Below are 22,462 nucleotides of genomic sequence, written 5' to 3' on the forward strand. Positions count from 1 at the left end.
GCCGCGTTCAGCATCAGTCAGGTTCAGCGGCGCAAGCTTCGGACCAGGACGAGTCATACAGGAACTGTAAGCCAACCACTGACTCAGCACACTAGCAGGCACCCCCACGGAACTCGCACCAGACGACCTTCCCCGGTGTCCGGGCCAGCACCCCCCACTCGTCGGAGAGCGCGGTGACCAGCGTGAGCCCGCGCCCGTGCGGTCGCCCGGTGATCCGGGAGAACCCGGGCCCGCTGTCGTGCACCTCGACCCGCACGGTCGCGTCCTCGAAGCCGTACAGCCGCAGCAGGTAGCCGCGGCCGCGCGGGACCCCGTACCGCAGCGCGTTGGTCGCCAGCTCGCTCACGCAGAGCAACATGTCGTCGAGGTGTTCGGTGGCTCCCCACGCCCGCAAGGTGTCACGTGTGAAGTGCCGCGCAGCTGAGACGGTTCGGGGTGAGCGCAGGTAGAGGCGCTCCCGCATGAGCGCCGCCTGAATAGTTGGATTCACGGGACGATCGTCGCGTTGCGTGACTAGCGTGTGGCTGAGCGCCGACCCGTACTCCTTGATGAGTACGGGTCCGCGCGGGGTATTCCGCATGCGTGGGTGGGGAGTTCGCTGTCATGCCACCGAGGAAACGAGCACGGCCGAACGCGACGACCATGAAAATGGTCGGAGCGCAGGTGGCCGCCGCCCGCATCGCCAAGAACCTGACCCAGAAGCAGCTCGGAGAGCTGGTCCGCCTGGACGAGGAGACCATCGCGTCCATCGAGCAGGGTCGGCGGACTCTTATGCCTCACGTCGCGGAGCTGATGGACCTGCACCTGGGCCTGCCGGGTCTGCTGACCGTGGCGGCGCTCGAAATGCCCGAGCGGGATGCGAGCCCTCCCTGGTCGGAGGAGTACATGGATCTCGAAAAGCAGGCCGTTGCCCTCAACTGGTACGAGAGCATGGTCGTCCCGGGAGTCCTCCAGACCGAGAACTACATGCGGGCCCTATTCCGCTGCCGCGTACCGGCCTTCCTCCCAGAGGAGATCGAGGCGCTGATCGTCCGACGACTCTCCCGGGTGCAGATGCTGCATCAGCAACACCCGCCGAGCGTCTCTTTCGTGATCTCGGAAACGGGACTCCGCGACAGGATCGGCGGCGACGCAGTCTGGGCCGAACAGGTGCGCAACCTGCTGGCCTGCATGGAGCTTCCCCACGTCACCATGCAGATTCTGCCGCTCGGCCAGACGTACCATCCGGCCCTCTCCGGCTCATTCACCATGCTGGAAACACCTGAACACGTGCACCGCGGCTACTTCGAAGGTCAGCGTGGCAGCAAGCTCGTCACCGACCCCGATGACGTCAGCATCCTGGCCCAGCGGTATGCCATGCTGCGAACCCAGGCCCTCACCCCTCTTGAAACAAAGGGCCTGCTGGAGCGCATGCTAGGAGAGCTATGAGCACCACACTGAAGTGGTTCAAGTCCAGCTACAGCAGCCCCGACGGCGACCAGTGCGTAGAGGTCGCCCAGGGCGCGACTCAGGTCCACGTCCGGGACTCGAAAGTCCAGGACGGCCCCGTCCTGGGCCTCGCGCCGGCGAGCTGGGCGGCGCTCACCGGCTGGCTGGCTCGATGACGGAAGCCCGCCTCGACGGTGCGAGCAACGTACTGGTCGCGCCGTCGACGCTGCACGACCAGGACCTGGTCAGGGATTTCTTCGGATCCGTGATCACCCCGGAGGACCTCGCCTCCGGTGCGACCGACCTCGCGCAGAAGACCGTCTACCTGTGTGGCGACGTAGCCACAATCCACCGCAGCCAACTGGACTCGGCCGAGCGGGTGTTCGTCGTCCGCGAGCTGTCGTGTGGTGACGCCGACACGTCGTGGCCCCTCGTCGGTGTCGGCCGGGTTCCCGTCCGGGTGCACGGGGCCGGCGTGTACTACCGGCGCTTCTTCGACCTCGACGCCGATCACTTCGGACGGATCCGCGCGGAGCACGCCTTCCAGTCCCTGACGGAGTCCACCAAGCCCGGAACGGCCCACCGCAGCGGCATCTATCTGACGCCCGTCGAGCAGAACGGCGACGAGCTGCATTTCCGCCTGCTGCGGTGCTCCACGAACCTCTCGGGGCCGACCGAGGGCTTTCGTACGACCGACACCCGCATCGTCGAGGCTCTGAATCGCGAGGCCGCCACCGTCTTCCGGGGCCACGCACCGCTGAATCACGTCCTCGCGCAGATCTACCACAACACCCTTGCCACGGCCGAGCGCAAGCAGTCCAAGGCCAGGATCTCGGCGCATGCCGACAAGACCAAGGACATGCCCGTCAACGGCGTCATGGCCTTCTGCACGTTCTACGACGGGCTCGAAAAGCTGCGGCCCCTGGCCGAAGACGCCTTCGACTACGGCGTGAAGCGTGCCAGCGGGCTGACCACGCTCCGCTTTCGCCTCAAGGAGCCGAACGCGGAACGCGACGGGGTGGCGCTCCCCCCGCAGTTCGACCTGACGCTCTACCCCGGGTCCGTTTTCTTCATGCCGCTGTCCACCAACCGCCTGTACACGCACGAAATCCGGCCCTCGACCTTGGGCGCCGAGATGCTCCCGACCCGCCTCGGGTACGTGGTGCGCTGTTCGAGCGCCGAAGCCGTCCACAAGGACGGCCAGACGTTCCTCAAGGCGGCCGGGGACCTGGTGAAGCTCGGGCCGGCCACACCGGAGGGCATGGACGAGCTGCGCAGGCTGTACGCCGAGGAGAACAGGACCTCGTCCTTCATCGACTACGGCGACGCGTTCCTCTTCAGCATGAACACGGGAGACTACGTTGCCCCCCGCGTCTGAGGTCTCGGACGAGATCATCTCGCTCGCGCTGCCGACCGAGCCGGACCTCTTCGCGGAGCTGTCCACGTCGGTTCGTCTGGAAGGCGTGGGGAAGGGCCGGCAAGGTGCCGTGCTCACCAGGATCGACGGCGCCGGCGGCGTGCCCCTCGTACGCACCACCGCTCAATACAGCAGCCCGGCGCAGCGTTTCCGCGCGGTGCACGAACGGCTGGCGCAGCGGATCCAGGAACACGCGGCGACCCCGGTCGGCTTCAACAACGCTCTCGTCGAGAGCTACACGAATGCCTACAGGACCATGGGCGGCCATTGCGACCAGGCCCTGGATCTCGCCGAAGATTCGTTCATCGCCGTCTTCTCCTGCTACCGGAATCCCGAAGCGGGCCCACTGCGGAAGCTGATGTTCGCGTCAAAGGGATCCGGTGGCGACGCGTTCGAGATCCCTCTCGCCCACCACGGTGTCGTCGCGTTCTCCGTCGACGCGAATCGGCGCATGACGCACAAGATCGTGCTGGACACGTCCGGTCCGACGGCGGACAACGAATGGCTGGGCGTGACGTTCCGTACGTCGAAGACCCTCGTCCGGTTTCGCGACGGACACGCCTACCTCCCGCAGGGCGCGCGCCTCACCTCGGCCGACGACGAGCAGCGGCGCGAGTTCTACCGGCTGCGGCGCCGCGAGAACGAGGAAACGGACTTCGTCTACCCTCCGCTGACGTACACCGTCAGCGAGAGCGATCTACTGCCGCCCGTCTGACCGCACCGGATCCGCCGCGAGCGGGTCCAGCCCGTCCAGGATGCGGTCCAGGCCGAAGCGGAACTGGAAGTCCGGCTCGCCGGAGCCGCTGAACGCGTCCGAGGCCAGCAGCCGGGTCACCGCGGGGTGGCTGTCCGGTCCGGTCATGAGCCGCAGCGTGCGGACGTACTGGCCGAGCGCCTGGTCCGGGGCGACCCCGGACTTCACGATGGCGTCCATCATGTCGGCGGCCATCGTGGCCTCGTTCCGTACGAGGCCCCCGATGAGGATGATCGTCGAGAGCTTCTCGCTCTCCGTCAGGCCCGTGCCGGCCATCGAGGCGAGGCCCCGGTCCATCCAGGCCAGCTGGTTCGGGGAGACGGGCGCGGCGGTGATCGGGATGCGCAGGATCCAGGAGTTGGCCATCAGGACGGCCCGCTGCGCGTACGCCCAGTTCGTCAGCAGCTCGCGCCAGCCCCACCCCTCGGCCTCGGGCGGCAGCGGCGGCGGGGCGCCGACGCCCGCGTCCGCCATGAGGACGTAGAGCTCCTCCTTCGCGGCGACGTAGCGGTAGAGGGACATGGTCGAGACGCCCAGTTCCTTGGCCACGCGGCCCATGGAGACGGCGTCCACCCCCTCGGCAGCGGCCAGTGCCACCGCCGCCTCCACGATCTTCGGCAGGGTGAGCGTGGGGCGCGGCCCCTTGCCGGGGCGTTCGCGTAGACCCCAGGCCATTTCCAGGCTCGCCGGGAGCCCTGTCCCGCTGTCCTCGTCCGCCATGACCGCCCGCTCCTCGATTGACCCCCATCCTAGTTCTGTGTATTACTTACACAGAAGAGCGTAAGGCATACGCAGAAGAGCAGCGGGAAGGGATCGCATCCCCATGACCACGCACGCCTCCGGCGACCACGGCATCCACGCCACCGGCCTGACCAAGTCCTACGGCGACCTCCGCGTCCTCGACGGCATCGACCTCGCCGTCCCGCGCGGCAGCGTCCTCGCCCTCCTGGGCCCCAATGGCGCCGGCAAGACCACCACCGTCCGGATCCTCGCCACCCTCACGGCCGCCGACGCCGGAACCGCCCGCGTCGCCGGACACGACACCGTCACCGCACGCCGCCGCGTGCGCGAACTGATCTCCCTCACCGGCCAGTTCGCCGCCCTCGACGAGCTCCTGACCGGCACGGAGACCCTGCGCATGATGGGCCGGCTCACCGGGCTCTCCCCCCGCGCCGCCCGCGCCCGCGCCGACGAACTCCTCGCCCGTTTCGGCCTCACCGAGGCCGCCGGCCGCACCGCGAAGACGTACTCGGGCGGCATGCGACGGCGCCTCGACCTCGCCGCGAGCCTCGTCTCCCGGCCCGAGGTGGTCTTCCTGGACGAGCCGACGAGCGGCCTCGACCCGCGCAGCCGCCAGGACCTGTGGGACCTCGTACGGGAGCTGCGCGCCGACGGCACCACCGTCCTGCTGACCACCCAGTACCTGGAGGAGGCCGACCGGCTCGCCGACCGCGTCGCCGTCCTCGCGGGCGGCCGCATCGCCGCCGAGGGCACCCCGGCCGAACTCAAGGCCCGCGTCGCCGGACACCGCCTGGACCTGACCCTCACCACCGGCGCCGCCTACGAGGCCCTCGCCCCGCGCGCCGTCCACCTCGACCCCGACGCGCTCGTCCTCGGCCTGGCCACCGACGGGAGCGCCGCCCACGTCCGTGCCCTGCTCGACGAACTCGATCCGGACCGCACCGCCGTGGACCGCTTCGCCGTCCGCAGCGCCACCCTCGACGACGTGTTCCTCACCCTGACGGGAGCCGACCGATGACCGCCCTGCCCATGAGCGCCCTCGCCCTGACCGGCCGCAGCCTGCGCATCAGCAGCCGCCGGCCCGACGCCCTGATCGCCGCCCTGATGCTGCCCGTCATGCTGATGCTGATCTTCGTCTACTTCTTCGGCGGGGCCATCGACACCGGGACGACGTACGTGACGTACGTGGTGCCGGGCGCCATGCTGCTCTGCGCCGGCTTCGGCGCGGCCTCCACCGCCGTCAGCGTCGCCGAGGACATGACGAACGGCGTCATCGACCGCTTCCGCTCCCTCGACATCGGCGCCATCCCGATCCTCGCCGGACACGTCACGGCCTCGGTCCTGCGCAACCTGCTCTCCACCACCCTCGTCCTCGCCGTGGCCCTCGCGATCGGCTTCCGGCCCCAGGCGGACCCGGCCGCCTTCCTCGCCGCGGCCGGCCTGCTGCTGACGTACATCACGGCGATCTCCTGGCTGGCCGCCGCACTCGGCCTGCTCGCCAAGTCCCCCGAGGCGGCGGGCGGCTTCACCTTCCTGATGATGTTCCTGCCCTACCCGTCCAGCGCCTTCGTCCCCATCGACACCATGCCCGGCTGGCTGCACGGCTTCGCCGACCACCAGCCGCTGACCCCCGTGATCGAGTCCCTGCGCGCCCTGCTCCTGGCGCAGCCCGCCGGGGACGCCCCCTGGGTGGCCCTGACCTGGTGCGCGGGCATCACGGCCGCGGCCGTGGCCCTCTCCGCGGTCCTGTTCCGCAACAGGACGCGCTGAGGGGCTCCTCACCAGGAGAAGCCCCTCGGCACGCCGACGGCGCGTACCCGCTCAGCCGTTGAGCGGGTAGGAATGCCGGCCCGTCGCCTCGTCGATCTCGGCGTGGGCCTTCTGCAGCATCTGCGACGCGAGATCCATGAGCGCGCGAGCACCCGCGATCTCTTCCCCGACCCTCAGCTGCTCCGGGTCGGAGGGGTGACGCAGGGCGTAGCCCCGCGCCTTGATCTCGGAGCCGTCCCCGAGTCTGACCAGGGCCGCCGCACTGGTGCGGTGGCCCTCCTCGGTGAATTCCAGCTCCACATGCCACCCGACGAGCGTGGCCATGGTGCATCACCTCCAGGGGGTCACCCTTCCCTCCAGGGTGCGCCCGCGGGAGGGGCCGCGCGAGCCGGGAGGCCGCCGGCTCCCGGCCGTCAGTCGGCGGTCAGCGTCGCCGCGACCGTGCGGAACCACGCTCCGTACGAGAACGGCTCGGGCGGGTTGACCTCCATGCCGAGCTCGGCGGCGGCGAGGGCGTAGTCGCCCTCGTCCAGCGGGAGCGCGATCAGTTCGTGGAGCTCGCCGACGAGGCGGGCGACGATCTGCGGGTCGGTGGTGGCGGCGTAGTCCGCGACCGCCGCCTCGTGGTCGGGGAACTCGTCGACGATGTCCTGCGAGAACCAGCCGCCCAGCAGCTGCGCCGTCTCCGGGAACCGCGCGTGCCACTCCCAGTGGGTCTGCGGGTTCGCCGGCGGGGGCACCTCGCCGTCCTCGATGCTCTGCTTGAGGTGGTCGGCGAGGACGAAGAGCCAGTCACCGATCGCGGACTGCGGGATCCCGACGTCGGGGACGGCGTAGAACTCGCCGAGGTCGATCCGCAGGCGCCCCGGAGGGTTGCGGCCGTACTCGCGCAGCTGGCGCTCCGCCTCCGCGATGGCCCAGGGGCGGGTGTGCCAGGTGTGGCGCAGGTAGGCGTCCAGCGCGCGGCTGCGCTGCTCCGCCGTGTCGTCGGCGGGCTGGCCGAGGTAGGCGCGCAGCACCTGGTCGAGCTCGCCGTAGCGCCGGTCGTGTTCGAGGGGCTTCATGGACACGGTCGGTCGCCTCTACGGGTAGAACGGGACGGTCGTCAGGACGACGAATCCGTACGGGCTGGCGGGGTCGCGGCGCAGGACGACGCGGGCGGCGCGGACGTCGACGGGCCCCTGGCCGGCGAGCAGCATCGCCTCCAGCTGCACCCGGCCGACGGGCTCCGCACGGGACGGCCAGGCGGCCTCGATGGTGAGGCGGGCCCGGGTCCCCTGGGCGAGCCAGCGGTGGATGACCTGCTCGTTGGCGGTCACCACCTGCTGGGTGGCCCACTGGGCGGTCTCCCGGTCGGGGTAGGTGGCGGATCGGGTCAGCATCGGATCATTGTCTCAATTCGCGTTGAACGACCAGAAGACGCCGACCTCGTCCGCCGACACCGCGATCAGGCCGAGGTCCATCATGTAGTCGGTGAAGGGGTGGCCGCCTTCGAGGTCCCGTGCCAGGAAGTCGGGCGCGTCGCAGTCGCGGGCGAGGTCGGAGGAGGTCCAGAACGCCGCGTCGGGGCCGAACCGGTCCAGCAGCGTCCGGGCGTCCGCGAGCACCGCGTCCCGGTCCTCCCGGGACCGGACCGGGAAGCCCTCGAAGAACCACTCCTGCGCGAGCGAGGCGAGCAGGTCGACGGCGGCGCCGGCCGTGATCGGCCGGAGCCCGGCGCGTAGGTCCTCGGCGGTCAGCGCCCGGAACGGGTGGGAGGGGAAGCCGGCCTCCCGGCCCTCCACGAACGTCTCCGGATCCAGGGCGGACCAGCCCCGTGGATCGGCGACGGACCGCTCCATGACGGCGAGGACGTCCTCGGCCCAGTCCTCGTGCGACCGGGGGCCGCTCCTGGCGAAGGTGAAGACGTCCTCCAGGAGCCGCAGCAGCGCGGCTTCCCAGGTGGCGGCCTCGGTGAATCGGGTCGGCATGGCTTGATCCTCCCAGGGCTCAGATGTCGCCGAATGCCCAGAACAGCCCGACCTCGGTCTCGGAGACCACTACCAGTCCGCAGTCCTCCCCGTAGAAGGTCATCGGCATCCAGCCCACAGGGTTCCCCCCGAAGTCCAGCGTGCCGATGTGACCGACAGAGCTGACGTTGGTGTGGCAGGTGATCGCGTCCCCGTAGCGGGCGAGGACGGTGCGCGCCATGCCCTGCAGCTCTTCGAAACTCTCACTGAACCTTTCGAGGTTCCGCAGGGTGCAGCCGTCGTCGGTGAGTGCGAGCAGGAGGTTCTCGGCGCTCGCACGGTCAATCTCGTGCAACCGTTCCCCGACGTCGGCCGGGGTGAGCGGGCGCAACGGATCGTCCCTGAAGGCCGGGCGGCAGAACGGGACGGCGGGGTGCTCCGCAGTGCGTTCGTGCGCGATCGGGTCGATCCCCGCCCATCCGCGCGGATCGGGGACGGCGCGTTCCATGACGGCGAGCACGTCGGCCCGCCAGTCCTCGTGCTTGCGCGGACCGGTGGCGACGAACGCGAACCCGTCGTCGTACAGGTGCACTACCGCAGATTCCCAGGACTTCTGGTCGGCGGACATCTTCGAAGGGCCTTTCTCACAAAGCGCTGGGCATGGACGTCATGACGGTGAACGGAGGGTTGCGGCTGCTGTCGTACTTGATCCTCGTGTCGATGCCCTTGACATCCTGCGCCTCGGCTTTGATGCCGCCCTGCTTGAATCCGGACAGCGGATCGTTCGGGTCGGTCGGCTGCTTGCTCACGCTGCGGCCGCTGACCTCACCATTGGGCGCCGGCGCCAGGAAGGGCTGCACTTTGCCCTCCTCCGGCGGCGGCGGCCCCTTGATCCAGGCCTCGATCGCCGCAGCGTTGTAGTTGAGGTTGTATTCGGTGAGTTCCTGCGCCCGCTGGTAGTTCGGGAAGGCCGACGAGCCGCTCGGCTTCGGCTTGCCGTGCGGCCAGGCCTGGGTCGGGCCGTTCTGTTGCTGGTCGCGCAGGCGCTGCGCCAGCTGCTCGTCCGTCTTGCCCACGTGCTTGTCCAGCGTGTGGCCGTCGGCCATGTACTCGTTGGCCGCCAGGTCCAGTACGTACTTGCCGGTGGCCGAGTCGATCTTCAGCCAGGTCTGCGAGGTGCTCTTGAAGTCCTCCAGGGACCTGGCACCGAAGCCGTGGGCGCGGGCGACGCCGGCCTCGAACTTCGGGGCGCTCCGATGCGCTTCGTCCAGAACCTCCTGGAGCGCGTTCATGCGTGTCGTGAGGCCGTCCACGATGCCCGTGTACTTGTCCACGATCCGGTTGAGCTTGGCCTTGTCCAGCTTCAGGACCGTGTTGACGTCGAACTTCAGCAGGAGTCCGGTGAGCCCGCCGACCCCGCTGGCCACGCTGGTGACGGCGCCGACGATGCTCTTGACGCTGGGCTTCTCCTTGGCCTTCTCCAAGTCCTCGATGATGCTCATGGCAGCCTGCTTCATGGCCCGCTTGAGCTCTTCGAAGACGTCGTGGTTCAGCTCGACGGCGGCTTCCGCGTACTCGCGCAGACAGTCGCTGATCTTGATCGCCACATCGTTCAGGACGCTCATCACCGGCTGACTGCCCGTGGCCACCTTGGCGCCGTATGGGCCCGTGGTGTGCGCCCATTGGTAGCCGTGCCGGGACTGACCCCAGTCCGTCGCGCCCCACAGCGCGCTGCAGAACGTCCGCATGGCGGCTTCCCAGTCGGCCTTCTGGTGGTTGGTGATGGTGCCGATGATCCTCGTCAGCTCTGCTGCCGTGTTGCTCGGGACGACCGAGGCGTTCATCCAGCTGTGGCAGTGCGAGTTGAGGTAGTGCTGCTGCGGGAAGGGATATACGTCCGCCACCTTGCCGACACGGAAGACGTGCTTCGCGACGGGCTGCAGGACGTCCCGGATCATCTCCGGTATGCCCTCCATCGCACCGCGGATCAGGTCGTCACCGCCGTCGTCGTCGCCCCACTTGATGTCGGGGACGCTGTCGAAGTTGGGGTCCTTGTCGATGACCGTGGGCAGGGCGCGCTGCTCCGGGGTCGTGCCGGCCTTGGGGTGGGCCGCGGCATCGGCCTTGGTGTAGGCGTTGGCGGTCTCCGTGAAGCCGACGGCGACACCTCCGATGCTGACCACGCTCTTGCCCAACACCTCCAGCCAACGGTTGCCTATCTTCTTGTAGGCCGCCGCGAACTTCTCCGCCTCGGTGCCCGCCCCGCCGGCGTCCGGGTGCTCCTTCAGCTCCCGCACGAGCGTGTTCCCACCGCGCATCATGGGGTCCTGCTGCTTGGCGACCTGCCCGGAGACGGACCACAGGCTCGACGGCTTGACGTCGATGGTGCCGCCCCCGGCGGGCGGCTGCGCCGGGCCGGAGCTCGGCGGGCCCGGGGTGGGTCCGGCCATCAGGCGCCGCCTCCCCAGCCCTGGAGCACGGACCTGTTCGCCGCGGCGTAGTTGAGGTGACCCTTGACCACGACCTCGTGCAGCCAGGCCTGCGCGGCCTTGAGGTCCTGGGCCGAGCGGTCCCATTTGTCCAGCTCGTCGATGAAGGCCTGCCGGGCCTCGCCGTCCCAGCTCAGCACGGCCTTCTTCGAGCGCTCGTAGAGCAGTTCCAGCTTCTCGTTGAGGTCCTTGAGGATTTCCTCCAGGTCCCCCGACAGGCGCTGCAGGGTGGCGAAATCGACAGTTATCCGGTCGTCGTCCGACATGGTGGGGCTGTTCCTCGCTGCTCTCAGATGTCCTGCAGACGGCTGTGCGGGGCGGGCGGCTGATCCGGCACGGTCAGTTCCGCGGCGGACGCGGACACGTCCTCCTGGCTCTGGACGCGCCTGAACGCGGCCAGGACCTCCAGCTCCTGGGCCGTGAACCCGTCACGGGAGGCCCTGGTCGCCCGTTCGAGGAGGGCGAGCACCTGGCGGATCCGCACGGCGTCCTCCGCGGCCCCCCGGTGCAGGGCGCGGTACGCCGTGGCGGTGGGCCCCTGCCAGCCCGCTGCGATGCTGTCGACCACCCGGTCCATGTTCCGGATCTGGCGCTCCAGATGACCCTGCATCTCATCGAGGTCGTCCGCCAGCTTGGTGAGGCCGTCCTTCGAGACCCTCAGATCGCCGTCCGTCATGTCCACCCCCTCTTCGGCGCTGCCACGCCACCTCCGTACGTACACTCAGGATTTTCGCAGGTGCAGTACCAGGATCACCTGAGTATGCGCACTCATGTTCCATGTCTTCGCAAGGAGTTCACTGGATCCATGACCCCGGACCCCGCCCGCCGACCCCGTGCGTTCGTCGCGCCGCTCGTCTCCACCCTGCTGACGCTGCCGCTCGCGGCCGTCGCGTTCTTCTTCGTCGGGCTGTCCCCGATGGCGTGCGACTCCTGCGGTGAAGCGGCGAGCGACCGGTTCGACGCCTCCTACGGCATCGCCTTCCCCGTGTTCGGGTCCGGCCTGGCCGTGGTGCTGGTCCTGTTGCTCGCCGCATGGGCGCTGCCCTGGCAGCGGCGCCACGCCGCCGCCAGGGTGTGGTTCGCGGTGGCCGCCCCGGCGGCCGTCGTCCTCGACTTCCTCGTCTTCCACGGCCTCGTCGACTGGCCGTAGAGCGGGTCAGGCGTGGCGCAGCCAGCCGGCGACCTCGGTCGCCCAGTAGGTGAGGATCGTGTCGGCGCCCGCCCGCTTGATGCCCAGCAGCGTCTCCAGGACGGCACGGTCGCGCTCGATCCAGCCCTTCTCCGCGGCCGCCTCAATCATCGCGAACTCGCCGCTGATCTGGTACGCCGCCACCGGGACGTCCACGGCCTGCGCGACCCGGTACAGGATGTCGAGGTAGGGGCCGGCCGGCTTGACCATGACCATGTCGGCGCCCTCCTCCAGGTCGAGGGCCAGCTCCCGCAGGGACTCCCGGGCGTTCGCCGGGTCCTGCTGGTACGTCTTGCGGTCGCCCTGGAGCGAGGAGGCGACGGCCTCCCGGAAGGGCCCGTAGAACGCCGACGAGTACTTGGCCGTGTACGCCAGGATGGACACGTCCTCGTGCCCGGTCTCGTCCAGCGCGTCGCGGATGACGCCGACCTGACCGTCCATCATCCCGCTCGGGCCCACCACGTGGACGCCCGCGTCGGCCTGGACCTGCGCCATCTCGGCGTACCGCTCCAGCGTCGCGTCGTTGTCCACCCGACCGTGCTCGTCCAGCACGCCGCAGTGCCCGTGGTCGGTGTACTCGTCCAGACAGAGGTCGGACATGATCACCAGGTCGTCGCCGACCTCGGCCTTCACGTCGCGGATGGCGACCTGCAGGATCCCGTCCGGCTCCGTGCCCGCCGTGCCCAGCGCGTCCTTGTTCTCGTCGGCCGGGACGCCGAACAGCATGATCCCCGCGACCCCCGCCTCGACCGCCTCCACGGCGGCCTTCCGCAGCGTGTCCCGCGTGTGCTGGACGACGCCGGGCATCGCCGAGATCGCCAGGGGCTCGCTGATGCCCTCCCGTACGAACGCGGGGAGGATCAGGTCCGAGGGGTGCAGCCGGTTCTCCGCGACCATCCGCCGCATCGCGGGGGTGGTGCGCAGCCGGCGGGGCCGCGAGCCGGGGAAGGATCCGTACGTGCTCATCTTCAGTCGCCTCTTCGAGCATCGACAGCAGTCGACCCCAGCCTAGAGCCCGCCCGGGACGCGTCCGCGCGGGGCGCCGCGCGGCGCCCGGCCCGGCCGGTGGGGACGGGGTCGGGGTCGGGCGCGTGCCGGGGCGATCCCCGCAGGGCGGCCGGTCAGAACCTCGGCTCCGGGCTCTGCGCCGCGCACAGTTCGGCGGCCTCCTCCTCGGTCTCCACCGACGGCGGCGACCCGTCGAGCGGCTTCCGCGCGGTCTCCTTCATGCACGCCACCGCGATGATGCCGACCAGGGCCGCCCCCATCGCGTAGTACGCGGGCATCAGGTTCGAGCCGGTCCAGCCGATCAGGGCGGTGATCACCAGCGGTGTCGTGCCGCCGAAGAGGGACGCCGACACGTTGTAGCCGACCGACAGGGAGCCGTAGCGCACCCGGGTCGGGAAGAGCGCCGGCAGCGCGGCGGACATGGTGCCGAGCATGCAGACCAGGGACAGGCCCAGCATCAGCATGCCGGCGGTGATCGCGGGGACGCCGCCCTGGCGGATCAGCAGGAACGCCGGGACGGAGAGCACGAAGAAGCCCGTCATGCCGGCCATCAGCAGCGGCTTGCGGCCGTAGCGGTCGGAGAGGGAGCCGACCCGGCTGATGACGAGCATCAGACAGACCATCACCCCGAGCAGGATCAGCAGTCCGTGCGTCTCGCTGTAGCCCAGCTCGTCGGAGAGGTACGTCGGCATGTACGACAGCAGCATGTAGTCGGTGATGTTGTACGCGCCGACCAGGCAGACGCACAGGATCAGCGTCGGCCAGTACTCGCGGAAGATCTTCGCAAGGTCGCCCTTGGTGGTGGTCTCCACCGCGTCGGCGGCCTCGGTGGCCCGCGCGCCCGTGCCGCTGTCCAGCTTCCGGAAGGCGGGCGTCTCGTCCAGGCGCATCCGCAGGTACAGGCCGACCAGTCCGAGCGGCCCGGCGACGAGGAACGGCACGCGCCAGCCCCAGGACTCCATCTGCGCGTCGTCGAGCAGCGCGTACAGGGCGGTCACCAGGGCGGCCGCGCCGACGTAACCGGCCAGGGTGCCGAATTCGAGGAAGCTGCCGAAGAAGCCGCGGCGCTTGTCGGGCGCGTACTCGGCGATGAAGGTGGAGGCGCCGCCGTACTCCCCGCCGGTCGAGAAGCCCTGGAGCATCCGGAAGAAGATCAGCAGGACGGGGGCCCACAGCCCGATCGCCCCGTGCGAGGGGATCAGGCCGATGGCGAAGGTGCCCACCGCCATCATGATCATGGTCAGGGCGAGGACCTTCTTGCGCCCGACGCGGTCACCCATCGGGCCGAAGAACATCCCGCCCAGCGGCCGCACCAGGAAGGCCACGGCGAACGTCGCGAAGGACGACAGCAGCTGGGTGGTGTCGCTCCCCGACGGGAAGAAGACGTGCCCCAGCGTGACGGCCAGGTAGGAGTAGATGCCGAAGTCGAACCACTCCATGGCGTTGCCGAGCGAGGCCGCCTTCACGGCGCGGTGGACGGCCGCGTCGTCCGTGACGGTGATGTCGCTCCGGCGCAGTCTCGGGTTCAGCCGCTGCCGGACGGCTCGGAAGAGTACGGGGTGGCGCTTCACCGCTTCCGGATCGGCCACCTGCGGGGTTCGGGGGGCCGCCATGGCCGGTCCTCTCGTCGGTGGGTGCTCCAGCCCTCCCGTCTGCGCGGTCCCGGTGGCCGCAAACGGGCCGAAGGGCCCGGTGCGACGTGGATCACACGGCGAAGGGCCCGGGTGCGCATCGCACCCGGGCCCTGATCGCTTCCTGCGCTAAACCGCTCACGTCGTACGCCGACGCCGCGCCCCCGGCCGCCGCTCGCTCGGCCGGAACACCGTCTCGCCGGCCTCCTTGGCCGCCTCGCGGCGCGCCGCGCCGTACTCGGCCAGCGCCTCCGCCAGCTTGCCGACGCTCGGCTCCGGCGACAGGACGTCGACCCGCAGCCCGTGCTCCTCCGCCGTCTTGGCCGTCGCCGGCCCGATACAGGCGATGACGGTCACGTTGTGCGGCTTGCCGGCGATGCCCACCAGGTTGCGCACGGTGCTCGACGACGTGAAGAGCACCGCGTCGAACCCGCCGCCCTTGATCGCCTCGCGCGTGTCCGCCGGCGGCGGCGACGCCCGCACGGTCCGGTAGGCCGTGACGTCGTCGACCTCCCACCCGAGCTCGATCAGCCCGGCGACCAGCGTCTCGGTCGCGATGTCGGCCCGCGGCAGGAACACGCGGTCGATCGGGTCGAAGACCGGGTCGTACGGCGGCCAGTCCTCCAGCAGCCCGGCCGCGGACTGCTCGCCGCTCGGCACCAGGTCCGGCTTCACGCCGAACTCCACCAGCGCGGCCGCGGTCTGCTCGCCCACCGCGGCGACCTTGATGCCCGCGAAGGCGCGCGCGTCGAGCCCGTACTCCTCGAACTTCTCGCGGACGGCCTTCACGGCGTTGACCGAGGTGAAGGCGATCCACTCGTAGCGGCCCGTCACCAGGCCCTTCACCGCGCGCTCCATCTGCTGCGGGGTGCGCGGCGGCTCCACGGCGATGGTCGGCACCTCGTGCGGCACCGCACCGTACGAACGCAGTTGGTCGGAGAGCGAGGCCGCCTGCTCCTTGGTGCGCGGTACGAGGACCCGCCAGCCGAACAGCGGCTTCGACTCGAACCAGGCCAGGTCCTCGCGCCGCGCGGCGGCGCTGTGCTCACCGACCACGGCTATGACGGACCGGGCGCCCTCGGGCGACGGGAGCACCTTGCCCTGCTTGAACACCTGGGCGATCGTGCCCAGCGTCGCGGACCAGGTCCGCTGCCGCGTGGTGGTGCCGGCGACGGTCACCGTCAGCGGGGTGTCGGCCTTGCGTCCGGCGCTCACCAGCTCGGCGGCGGCCGCCGACACGGTCTCCAGCGTCGCGGAGACGACGAGGATCCCGTCGCTCGCGCCGACCTCGCTCCAGCAGCGCGCCGAGGCCGTCTTCGCGTCGACGAAGCGGACGTCCGCGCCCTGCTTGTCGCGCAGCGGGACACCGGCGTACGCGGGCACGCCGACCGCGGTCGCCACTCCGGGCACCACCTCGAAGGGGATGCCGGCGGTGGCGCAGACGAGCATCTCCTCGGCGGCGTTGCCGTCGAGCCCGGGGTCGCCCGTGACGGCTCGTACGACCCGCCTGCCGGAGCGTGCGGCCTCCATGACAAGATTGGCCGCGTCCCGGATCACCGGGACCCCGGCGGCTGCTGACACTTCGTCAGCGATCGTCAGCTGCGGCGTGTCGACATTCGCGCGCGCATGCGTCCGTACGACCTCGAGCACCTCGGGCTCCGCGATCAGTACGTCCGCGGCGGCGAGCGCCTCGACGGCGCGCAGCGTCAGCAGACCCGGGTCGCCGGGGCCGGCACCGAGGAAGGTGACGCGTCCGTGGGCGGCGACGGCCGGATAGGCGGAGGTGGTCGGAATTGAGGGGTTCAAAGCGATCGCTCCCCCATCAGACCGGCCGCGCCCTTGGCCAGCATCTCGTCCGCGAGTTCGCGGCCGAGAGCCATGGCCTCGTCGTACGACTGGGGCACGGGACCGGTGGTGGACAGCTGCACCAGCGTCGAGCCGTCGAGGGTTCCGACGACGCCGCGCAGGCGCATTTCATTGACAACCTGGCCGTCGGCCAGAAGATCGGCGAACGCGCCCACGGGTGCGCTGCAGCCGGCCTCCAGGGCGGCGAGCAGAGAACGCTCGGCGGTCACGGCGGCCCGGGTGTGCGGGTCGTCGAGCTCGCCGAGCGCGGCGATGAGGTCCGTATCGGACGCGAGGCACTCCACGGCCAGGGCGCCCTGGCCGGGAGCCGGCAGGACGTTGTCGACGGAGAGCAGGTCGGTCGCCTCGTCACCGCGACCGATCCGGTTGAGGCCGGCGGCCGCGAGCACGACGGCGTCGAGCTCGCCGTCGCGGACGAAGCCGATCCGGGTGTCGACGTTGCCGCGGATGGGCACCGTCTCGATCCGCTTGCCGAGCGACAGCGCCAGGTGGTTGAGCTGGGCCGTGCGCCGCGGCGACCCGGTGCCGATGCGGGCACCGTCGGGCAGCTGCTCGAAGGTCAGGCCGTCCCGCGCGACGAGCGCGTCCCGGGCGTCCTCGCGCCGCGGCATGGCCGCGATCACGAGGTCGTCGGGCTGCGCGGTCGGCAGGTCCTTCAGCGAGTGCACGGCGAAGTCGACCTCACCGCGCAGCAGCGCGTCGCGCAGCGCGGTGACGAACACGCCCGTGCCGCCGATCTGCGCGAGGTGCTCGCGCGAGACGTCGCCGTAGGTCGTGATCTCCACGAGCTCGACGGCCCGGCCGGTGATCGCCCGTACCGCGTCGGCGACGTGCCCCGACTGGGACATGGCCAGCTTGCTCCGCCGCGTACCGAGCCGCAGCGGCTGGTCGGGACGTGTGTTCATGATGCCCGTCCTGGGTCGTCGTCGTTCATCGGATCGGCCGCGTCCGCCCGGCTGACGGAAGCTACCGTCTGAGGGTCGAGGTCGAAGAGTTCGCGCAGCGCCTCCGCGTACCCGGCGCCGCCGGGCTCGCTGGCGAGCTGCTTGACGCGCACGGTCGGCGCGTGGAGGAGCTTGTCGACGACGCGGCGCACGGTCTGGGTGACCTCGGCGCGCTGCCGTTCGTCCAAGTCCGGGAGCCGCCCGTCGAGCCGCGCCACTTCCATGGCCACGACCTCGGCCGCCATGGCCCGCAGGGCGACCACGGTGGGCGTGATGTGCGCGGCCCGCTGTGCGGCACCGAAGGCGGCCACTTCCTCGGCGACTATGCCGCGCACGGCATCGACGTCGGCCGCCATCGGGGCGTCGGCCGACGCCTCGGCCAGGCTTTCGATGTCGACGAGCCGCACCCCGGGGATGCGGTGCACGGCGGCGTCGATGTCGCGCGGCATGGCCAGGTCCAGCAGGGCCAGCCGTACGGGCGCCACGTCGACCTGGCTGCGGGCGCCCTTGCGGGGCTGCCGCTGCGCGGCGGCCTCGCCCTGGTCGGCCCAGGTTCCGTGCAGTTCGAGGGAGTTGGCGTCGACCCCGGTCAGCGCGGCCCGCCCGTCGGGCCCCACCGGACACCCGTCGGCCTCCGTCGCGGCACTGATCGTCCGGGCCGCCCCGGCGTCGGCCAGCCGCCCGCCGTCCCGCGCGGCGGCGACGAGCCGCGCGACGACGGCCGCATCCAGCCCCGCCGGCGTGTGAGGCGGCACATCCAGCCCCGCCGGCGTCTGAGGCGCGGGGTCGGGGGCAGCGCCCCAGGACACGGCGGTCAGCACGTCATCGGCGGTCAGCACGAGCCCCGTCGCACCAGTGCACGAGACCACCACGTCGACTCGTGTCAGCTCATCGGCGACCTGAGCCATCGGCACGGCCGAAGCCCGCACACCCGTGCCTGAGGCAACCAGAATCTCCGCGAGCCGCTCCGCCCGCTCGCCGGTCCGGTTCGCCACCACGATCTCGGCGACGCCGACCCGCGCCAGCGTCGCCGCCGCCAGCGAGGACATGGATCCGGCGCCGATGACCAGCGCCCGCTTCCCCGCCGCCCACTGCGCGACCGGCACCCGTACGGCCAGCTGCTCCAGCCCGAAGGTCACCAGCGACTGGCCCGCGCGGTCGATCCCGGTCTCCGAGTGCGCCCGCTTGCCGACCCGCAGCGCCTGCTGGAACAGGTCGTTGATCAGCCGGCCGGCGGTGTGCAGCTCCTGCCCCAACGCCAGCGCGTCCTTGATCTGGCCGAGGATCTGCCCCTCGCCCACGACCATCGAGTCCAGGCCGCACGCCACCGAGAACAGGTGGTGCACCGCCCGGTCCTCGTAGTGCACGTAGAGGTACGGCGTGAGCTCTTCCAGCGCCACCCCGCTGTGCTGGGCCAGCAGCGTGGACAGCTCGGCCACGCCCGCGTGGAACTTGTCCACGTCGGCGTACAGCTCGATGCGGTTGCACGTGGCGAGCACCGCCGCCTCCGTCGCGGGTTCCGCGGCGAGGGTGTCGTGCAGCAGCTTGATCTTGGCGTCCGCGGACAGCGAGGCCCGCTCCAGGACGCTGACGGGTGCGCTGCGGTGGCTCAGCCCTACGACGAGCAGACTCATGCCGGCATCACCGCCGGGTGGTCACCGTCGGGGTTGCCCTTGCGCGCCTCGGCGGCCGCGCGCCCGGCCGGCGGCACGACGGCCGCGGCGGGGGCGGCGCCGCCCACGGAGGAGCCGCCGGCGGCAGCGGCGGCGGCCGCTTCCTCGCCGGCCTTGCGCTGCTCGTGGAACGCCAGGATCTGGAGCTCGATGGAGAGGTCGACCTTGCGCACGTCCACGCCGTCGGGCACGGACAGCACGGTCGGCGCGAAGTTCAGGATGGAGGTGACCCCGGCCGCGATCAGCCGCTCGCTGACCTGCTGGGCCGCACCGGCGGGCGTCGCGATCACACCGATCGAGACGCCGTTCTCCTCGATGATCTTCTCCAGGTCGTCGGTGTGCTGGACGGCCATGCCGGCCACCGGCTTGCCGGCCATCGCCGGGTCCGCGTCGATCAGCGCGGCCACGCGGAACCCGCGCGCGGAGAACCCGCCGTAGTTGGCGAGGGCGGCGCCGAGGTTGCCGATGCCGACGATGACGACGGGCCAGTCCTGGGTCAGGCCGAGCTCGCGGGAGATCTGGTAGACGAGGTACTCGACGTCGTAGCCGACGCCGCGCGTCCCGTAGGAACCGAGGTACGAGAAGTCCTTGCGCAGCTTCGCGGAGTTGACTCCGGCGGCGGCCGCGAGCTCCTCGGAGGACACCGTGGGCACCGATCGCTCGGAGAGCGCGGTGAGGGCACGCAAGTACAGCGGAAGCCGGGCGACAGTGGCCTCGGGAATACCTCGGCTGCGGGTCGCCGGTCGGTGAGTTCGGCCAGTTGCCACGATGCTCCTGCGGGATGAGCGGGGCTGCAGGCGGTCACTTGTCCCAAGACCGCCCCGTCGACAGCAGGCTATGCCTTTGTGAACGCGTGCACAAAGATTGTGTCCGCTTTGTCCGAGCAAAGTGACCGGGGTCACGCGACCTCGGCACCTGGACCCGGAACCGGCGGCACGCCGAACCCGTTCAAATCCCAAAGGGGGCAAAACCGTGCACACTCCTCACAGATACGCCCCCGAGACCCCACAAAACGCCCATGATGGTAACCGGGGAAGGGGTCAGGCCCCCAACGCCCGCCGGAGCCGGTCCGGGTTCACCCTCCAGAAGGTGTGCTGCTCGCCGTCGACGAGCACCACCGGGATCTGCTCCCAGTGCAGCCGGTACAACTCCTCGTCCTGCGAGATGTCCTTCTTCTCCCACTGCGCTCCGGTCTCGGCGCAGACCTTCGCGACCACCTCCTCGGCCTCGTCGCACAGGTGACACCCGGGCTTCCCGATCAGCGTCACCATCCGCTCGCCGGGACGCTTCTTTTCCTTACGGCGCAACAAAGGGCTCATGGCCCCATTCTCCCGAAGTGTTAACGCCTCCGTTTCCCATCGGTTCGGGAAGTACCGAACACAGTGGCTATGCTCGCCGCATGGCCGCTCTCGGATGGCTCACCCCTCGTAGACGCTCCGCAACCGCGCGGAGCGTGCTTGCAGGCGAGGCCTCGGCGGAGGCCGCCCGCAAGACCGCGCTGGTCGAAGCCGGGGCCGAGGCGCCGGAGATCGAGGCGCCGCGGGAAGAGCCGCCGGCCGAGCCCGAGTTCCCGGTCGCCGGCGACGACCTCGCCGCCGCCTTCTTCGACCTCGACAACACCGTCATGCAGGGCGCCGCGATCTTCCACTTCGGCCGCGGCCTCTACAAGCGCGAGTTCTTCCGGCGCCGCGAACTCGCCCGCTTCGCCTGGCAGCAGGCCTGGTTCCGGCTCGCCGGGGTCGAGGACCCCGAGCACATGCAGGACGCCCGCGACAGCGCCCTGTCCATCGTCAAGGGCCACAAGGTCTCCGAGCTGATGGCCATCGGCGAGGAGATCTACGACGAGTACATGGCCGAGCGGATCTGGCCGGGCACCCGCGCCCTGGCCCAGGCCCACCTCGACGCCGGCCAGAAGGTGTGGCTGGTCACCGCGGCCCCGGTGGAGACGGCCACGATCATCGCCCGCAGGCTGGGCCTGACCGGCGCCCTGGGCACCGTCGCCGAGTCCATCGACGGGGTCTACACCGGCCGCCTGGTCGGCGAGCCGCTGCACGGCCCCGCCAAGGCCGAGGCGGTCCGCGCCCTGGCCGCCGCCGAGGGCCTGGACCTCGCGCGCTGCGCCGCGTACAGCGATTCGCACAACGACATCCCGATGCTGTCGCTGGTCGGACATCCGTACGCGATCAATCCGGACACAAAACTGCGCAAGCATGCCCGGACCAACGACTGGCGGCTGCGCGACTATCGGACCGGCCGCAAGGCCGTGAAGGTCGGCGTCCCGGCGGCCGCCGGCGTCGGCGCCATCGCGGGCGGCGCCGCCGCCGCCATCGCCCTGCACCGCCGCCGCAAGTAACAACGGCAGGCCCGGGCCCTTCCGGCTCCGCCCGCGCCGGACCCACGGCGCGGGCCCGGTCATTCGCTCACCTCTACCCGCGCCCCCGGCGCGGCACTCCGGCATGCCCGACTCGGTCGCGAGCCTCCTTGGAAGCGTCCATTCCGCGTGCCCAAGTGATCAAGAATCGATCACCAACAGCGACTGAATATGCCCTCGACACGCAACAGAAGTGTCGGAACCGGTGATTTGAGCAACTGGGTGTAGCACTGCCTGTACGAAGCGTTATTCTCCTCAAACGCATGCCACCGGCCATCTGTCGCCACGACGGGTGAACGGTTCCGCACTGCACGTGATGGAAGCTCTGCCTCTGGGAGTCCCGTGTACCCACCTGTCGGGGTTGACGCCTCGGGCCTGGCTCAGCTGCGCGCAACGGTCCTCGACCACCTGCGCGGCTTCGTCCCCACCGCGTACGCCGTCCCCGCCTTCGCCACCGCGGTCCCCGCCGGTATCGGCCCGGCCGGTCCTTGCTATGCCCTGACCGACGGCGGCGCGACGGTGGGCAGACGAGGCCGCGCGGCCGGGGGCTCGAACGGCGCAGCCGGCACGAGCACCCAGGCCACCCCCCGCCGCCCCACGGCGGACAGCGACCAGGCCCGCATGATGGACCTGGTCGAACGCGCCCAGGCGGGCGAGGCCGACGCCTTCGGCCGCCTCTACGACCAGTACAGCGACACGGTCTACCGCTACATCTACTACCGGGTCGGAGGGAAGGCGACCGCGGAGGACCTCACCAGCGAGACCTTCCTGCGCGCACTGCGCCGGATCTCCACCTTCACCTGGCAGGGCCGCGACTTCGGCGCCTGGCTCGTGACGATCGCCCGGAACCTGGTGGCGGACCACTTCAAGTCCAGCCGCTTCCGGCTGGAGGTCACCACCGGCGAGATGCTCGACGCCAACGAGGTCGAGCGCAGCCCCGAGGATTCCGTCCTGGAGTCCCTCTCCAACGCGGCCCTGCTGGAGGCCGTACGGAAACTCAATCCGCAACAGCAGGAGTGCGTGACCCTGCGCTTCCTGCAGGGCCTCTCGGTCGCCGAGACGGCCCGGGTCATGGGCAAGAACGAGGGAGCGATCAAGACGCTCCAGTACCGGGCGGTCCGCACGCTGGCCCGCCTCCTGCCGGACGACGCCCGCTGACCCCCCTCATAAATCGACACAACCTCACATACATCCGGTGACCCCTCGATGACGCTGTGGTCCGATCATCCTTC

26 protein-coding genes are annotated in these 22,462 nt (G+C 70.5%); 9 read left to right on the top strand and 17 right to left on the bottom strand.

What is annotated here, in order from left to right:
- Positions 1 to 91 precede the first annotated feature (91 nt).
- On the bottom strand, positions 92 to 490 hold the full coding sequence (locus tag ACFYP3_RS33560; RefSeq protein WP_388841062.1) for an ATP-binding protein: 399 nt from the start codon (positions 488 to 490) through the stop codon (positions 92 to 94).
- Positions 491 to 663: 173 nt separating this feature from the next.
- Here ACFYP3_RS33560 and ACFYP3_RS33565 point away from each other — a divergent pair, with 173 nt between their 5' ends.
- Genes ACFYP3_RS33565 through ACFYP3_RS33580 form a run of 4 tightly spaced genes read left to right on the top strand, consistent with a single transcriptional unit; the run spans position 664 to position 3,560 of the window.
- On the top strand, positions 664 to 1,428 hold the full coding sequence (locus ACFYP3_RS33565; protein WP_388841065.1) for a Scr1 family TA system antitoxin-like transcriptional regulator: 765 nt from the start codon (positions 664 to 666) through the stop codon (positions 1,426 to 1,428).
- Positions 1,425 to 1,604, top strand: a complete 180-nt coding sequence (locus ACFYP3_RS33570) for a DUF397 domain-containing protein (RefSeq protein WP_388841068.1) — start codon at positions 1,425 to 1,427, stop codon at positions 1,602 to 1,604. The genes ACFYP3_RS33565 and ACFYP3_RS33570 overlap by 4 nt, the downstream gene beginning before the upstream one ends.
- Entirely contained in the window at positions 1,601 to 2,806 is a 1,206-nt protein-coding gene (locus tag ACFYP3_RS33575; RefSeq protein WP_388841071.1) for a hypothetical protein, read from the top strand. The genes ACFYP3_RS33570 and ACFYP3_RS33575 overlap by 4 nt, the downstream gene beginning before the upstream one ends.
- The gene (locus ACFYP3_RS33580) at positions 2,790 to 3,560 is read left to right on the top strand and encodes a hypothetical protein (RefSeq protein WP_388841073.1); all 771 of its coding nucleotides are present in this window, start codon (positions 2,790 to 2,792) and stop codon (positions 3,558 to 3,560) included. Before ACFYP3_RS33575 ends, ACFYP3_RS33580 begins: the two co-directional genes overlap by 17 nt.
- Here the strand turns inward: ACFYP3_RS33580 and ACFYP3_RS33585 are convergent.
- Positions 3,543 to 4,319: a TetR/AcrR family transcriptional regulator gene (locus ACFYP3_RS33585; RefSeq protein WP_388841076.1), complete on the bottom strand. Its 777-nt coding sequence runs from the start codon at positions 4,317 to 4,319 to the stop codon at positions 3,543 to 3,545. The genes ACFYP3_RS33580 and ACFYP3_RS33585 overlap by 18 nt on opposite strands.
- Positions 4,320 to 4,422: 103 nt before the next feature.
- Here ACFYP3_RS33585 and ACFYP3_RS33590 point away from each other — a divergent pair, with 103 nt between their 5' ends.
- Positions 4,423 to 5,358, top strand: coding sequence for an ATP-binding cassette domain-containing protein (locus tag ACFYP3_RS33590; protein WP_388841079.1), 936 nt, complete (start codon positions 4,423 to 4,425; stop codon positions 5,356 to 5,358).
- Positions 5,355 to 6,110 carry an ABC transporter permease gene (locus ACFYP3_RS33595; protein WP_388841081.1) on the top strand — a complete coding sequence of 252 codons (756 nt, stop codon included), beginning with the start codon at positions 5,355 to 5,357 and terminating at the stop codon, positions 6,108 to 6,110. Before ACFYP3_RS33590 ends, ACFYP3_RS33595 begins: the two co-directional genes overlap by 4 nt.
- 51 nt (positions 6,111 to 6,161) lie before the next feature.
- On the opposite strand, the gene ACFYP3_RS33600 is transcribed toward ACFYP3_RS33595, so the two are convergent.
- From ACFYP3_RS33600 to ACFYP3_RS33635, 8 genes are all read right to left on the bottom strand, one after another.
- Positions 6,162 to 6,434, bottom strand: a complete 273-nt coding sequence (locus ACFYP3_RS33600) for a DUF1876 domain-containing protein (RefSeq protein ID WP_030721318.1) — start codon at positions 6,432 to 6,434, stop codon at positions 6,162 to 6,164.
- Between the two features lie 89 nt (positions 6,435 to 6,523).
- The gene (locus ACFYP3_RS33605; protein ID WP_388841084.1) at positions 6,524 to 7,180 is read right to left on the bottom strand and encodes a contact-dependent growth inhibition system immunity protein; all 657 of its coding nucleotides are present in this window, start codon (positions 7,178 to 7,180) and stop codon (positions 6,524 to 6,526) included.
- Between the two features lie 12 nt (positions 7,181 to 7,192).
- Positions 7,193 to 7,492: an RNase A-like domain-containing protein gene (locus ACFYP3_RS33610; RefSeq protein WP_388841086.1), complete on the bottom strand. Its 300-nt coding sequence runs from the start codon at positions 7,490 to 7,492 to the stop codon at positions 7,193 to 7,195.
- A 12-nt stretch (positions 7,493 to 7,504) separates the two neighbouring features.
- Positions 7,505 to 8,080: a hypothetical protein gene (locus tag ACFYP3_RS33615; RefSeq protein ID WP_388841089.1), complete on the bottom strand. Its 576-nt coding sequence runs from the start codon at positions 8,078 to 8,080 to the stop codon at positions 7,505 to 7,507.
- Between the two features lie 19 nt (positions 8,081 to 8,099).
- Positions 8,100 to 8,687: a hypothetical protein gene (locus ACFYP3_RS33620; protein WP_388841093.1), complete on the bottom strand. Its 588-nt coding sequence runs from the start codon at positions 8,685 to 8,687 to the stop codon at positions 8,100 to 8,102.
- A 16-nt stretch (positions 8,688 to 8,703) separates the two neighbouring features.
- Complete coding sequence (locus tag ACFYP3_RS33625; RefSeq protein WP_388841096.1) at positions 8,704 to 10,509, bottom strand: RNase A-like domain-containing protein; 1,806 nt, start codon at positions 10,507 to 10,509, stop codon at positions 8,704 to 8,706.
- Positions 10,509 to 10,814 carry a WXG100 family type VII secretion target gene (locus ACFYP3_RS33630; protein WP_030721304.1) on the bottom strand — a complete coding sequence of 102 codons (306 nt, stop codon included), beginning with the start codon at positions 10,812 to 10,814 and terminating at the stop codon, positions 10,509 to 10,511. Before ACFYP3_RS33630 ends, ACFYP3_RS33625 begins: the two co-directional genes overlap by 1 nt.
- Before the next feature lie 23 nt (positions 10,815 to 10,837).
- Positions 10,838 to 11,224: a WXG100 family type VII secretion target gene (locus ACFYP3_RS33635; protein WP_388841099.1), complete on the bottom strand. Its 387-nt coding sequence runs from the start codon at positions 11,222 to 11,224 to the stop codon at positions 10,838 to 10,840.
- 129 nt (positions 11,225 to 11,353) lie between these two features.
- On the opposite strand from ACFYP3_RS33635, the gene ACFYP3_RS33640 reads away from it, so the two are divergent.
- A complete protein-coding gene (locus ACFYP3_RS33640) occupies positions 11,354 to 11,698 on the top strand; it encodes a hypothetical protein (RefSeq protein WP_388841102.1) in 345 nt (114 codons plus the stop codon).
- 6 nt (positions 11,699 to 11,704) lie between these two features.
- Here the strand turns inward: ACFYP3_RS33640 and hemB are convergent, their stop codons facing one another.
- The 7 genes from hemB to ACFYP3_RS33675 form a co-directional block, all read right to left on the bottom strand.
- Entirely contained in the window at positions 11,705 to 12,703 is a 999-nt protein-coding gene (gene hemB / locus ACFYP3_RS33645; RefSeq protein ID WP_388841105.1) for a porphobilinogen synthase, read from the bottom strand.
- A 155-nt stretch (positions 12,704 to 12,858) separates the two neighbouring features.
- The gene (gene proP / locus ACFYP3_RS33650) at positions 12,859 to 14,358 is read right to left on the bottom strand and encodes a glycine betaine/L-proline transporter ProP (RefSeq protein ID WP_388841108.1); all 1,500 of its coding nucleotides are present in this window, start codon (positions 14,356 to 14,358) and stop codon (positions 12,859 to 12,861) included.
- 156 nt (positions 14,359 to 14,514) lie between these two features.
- Positions 14,515 to 16,182: a uroporphyrinogen-III synthase gene (locus ACFYP3_RS33655; RefSeq protein ID WP_388841111.1), complete on the bottom strand. Its 1,668-nt coding sequence runs from the start codon at positions 16,180 to 16,182 to the stop codon at positions 14,515 to 14,517.
- Positions 16,179 to 17,147: a hydroxymethylbilane synthase gene (hemC, locus tag ACFYP3_RS33660; protein ID WP_388841113.1), complete on the bottom strand. Its 969-nt coding sequence runs from the start codon at positions 17,145 to 17,147 to the stop codon at positions 16,179 to 16,181. Before hemC ends, ACFYP3_RS33655 begins: the two co-directional genes overlap by 4 nt.
- Positions 17,144 to 18,820 (bottom strand): glutamyl-tRNA reductase, encoded by a 1,677-nt coding sequence (locus ACFYP3_RS33665; protein ID WP_388841116.1) that lies wholly within the window; start codon positions 18,818 to 18,820, stop codon positions 17,144 to 17,146. The genes hemC and ACFYP3_RS33665 overlap by 4 nt, the downstream gene beginning before the upstream one ends.
- Complete coding sequence (locus ACFYP3_RS33670; RefSeq protein WP_388841119.1) at positions 18,817 to 19,626, bottom strand: redox-sensing transcriptional repressor Rex; 810 nt, start codon at positions 19,624 to 19,626, stop codon at positions 18,817 to 18,819. Before ACFYP3_RS33670 ends, ACFYP3_RS33665 begins: the two co-directional genes overlap by 4 nt.
- Positions 19,627 to 19,899: 273 nt before the next feature.
- Positions 19,900 to 20,178 carry a glutaredoxin family protein gene (locus ACFYP3_RS33675; RefSeq protein WP_351594161.1) on the bottom strand — a complete coding sequence of 93 codons (279 nt, stop codon included), beginning with the start codon at positions 20,176 to 20,178 and terminating at the stop codon, positions 19,900 to 19,902.
- An 80-nt stretch (positions 20,179 to 20,258) separates the two neighbouring features.
- Here ACFYP3_RS33675 and ACFYP3_RS33680 point away from each other — a divergent pair, with 80 nt between their 5' ends.
- A complete protein-coding gene (locus ACFYP3_RS33680; protein ID WP_388841123.1) occupies positions 20,259 to 21,212 on the top strand; it encodes an HAD family hydrolase in 954 nt (317 codons plus the stop codon).
- 360 nt (positions 21,213 to 21,572) lie between these two features.
- Positions 21,573 to 22,388, top strand: coding sequence for an ECF subfamily RNA polymerase sigma factor, BldN family (locus ACFYP3_RS33685; protein WP_388841127.1), 816 nt, complete (start codon positions 21,573 to 21,575; stop codon positions 22,386 to 22,388).
- Positions 22,389 to 22,462: the final 74 nt, after the last annotated feature.

Origin of the sequence: Streptomyces sp. NPDC005533 (assembly GCF_042871845.1) — a bacterium.
Taxonomy (GTDB): Bacteria; Actinomycetota; Actinomycetes; order Streptomycetales; family Streptomycetaceae; genus Streptomyces.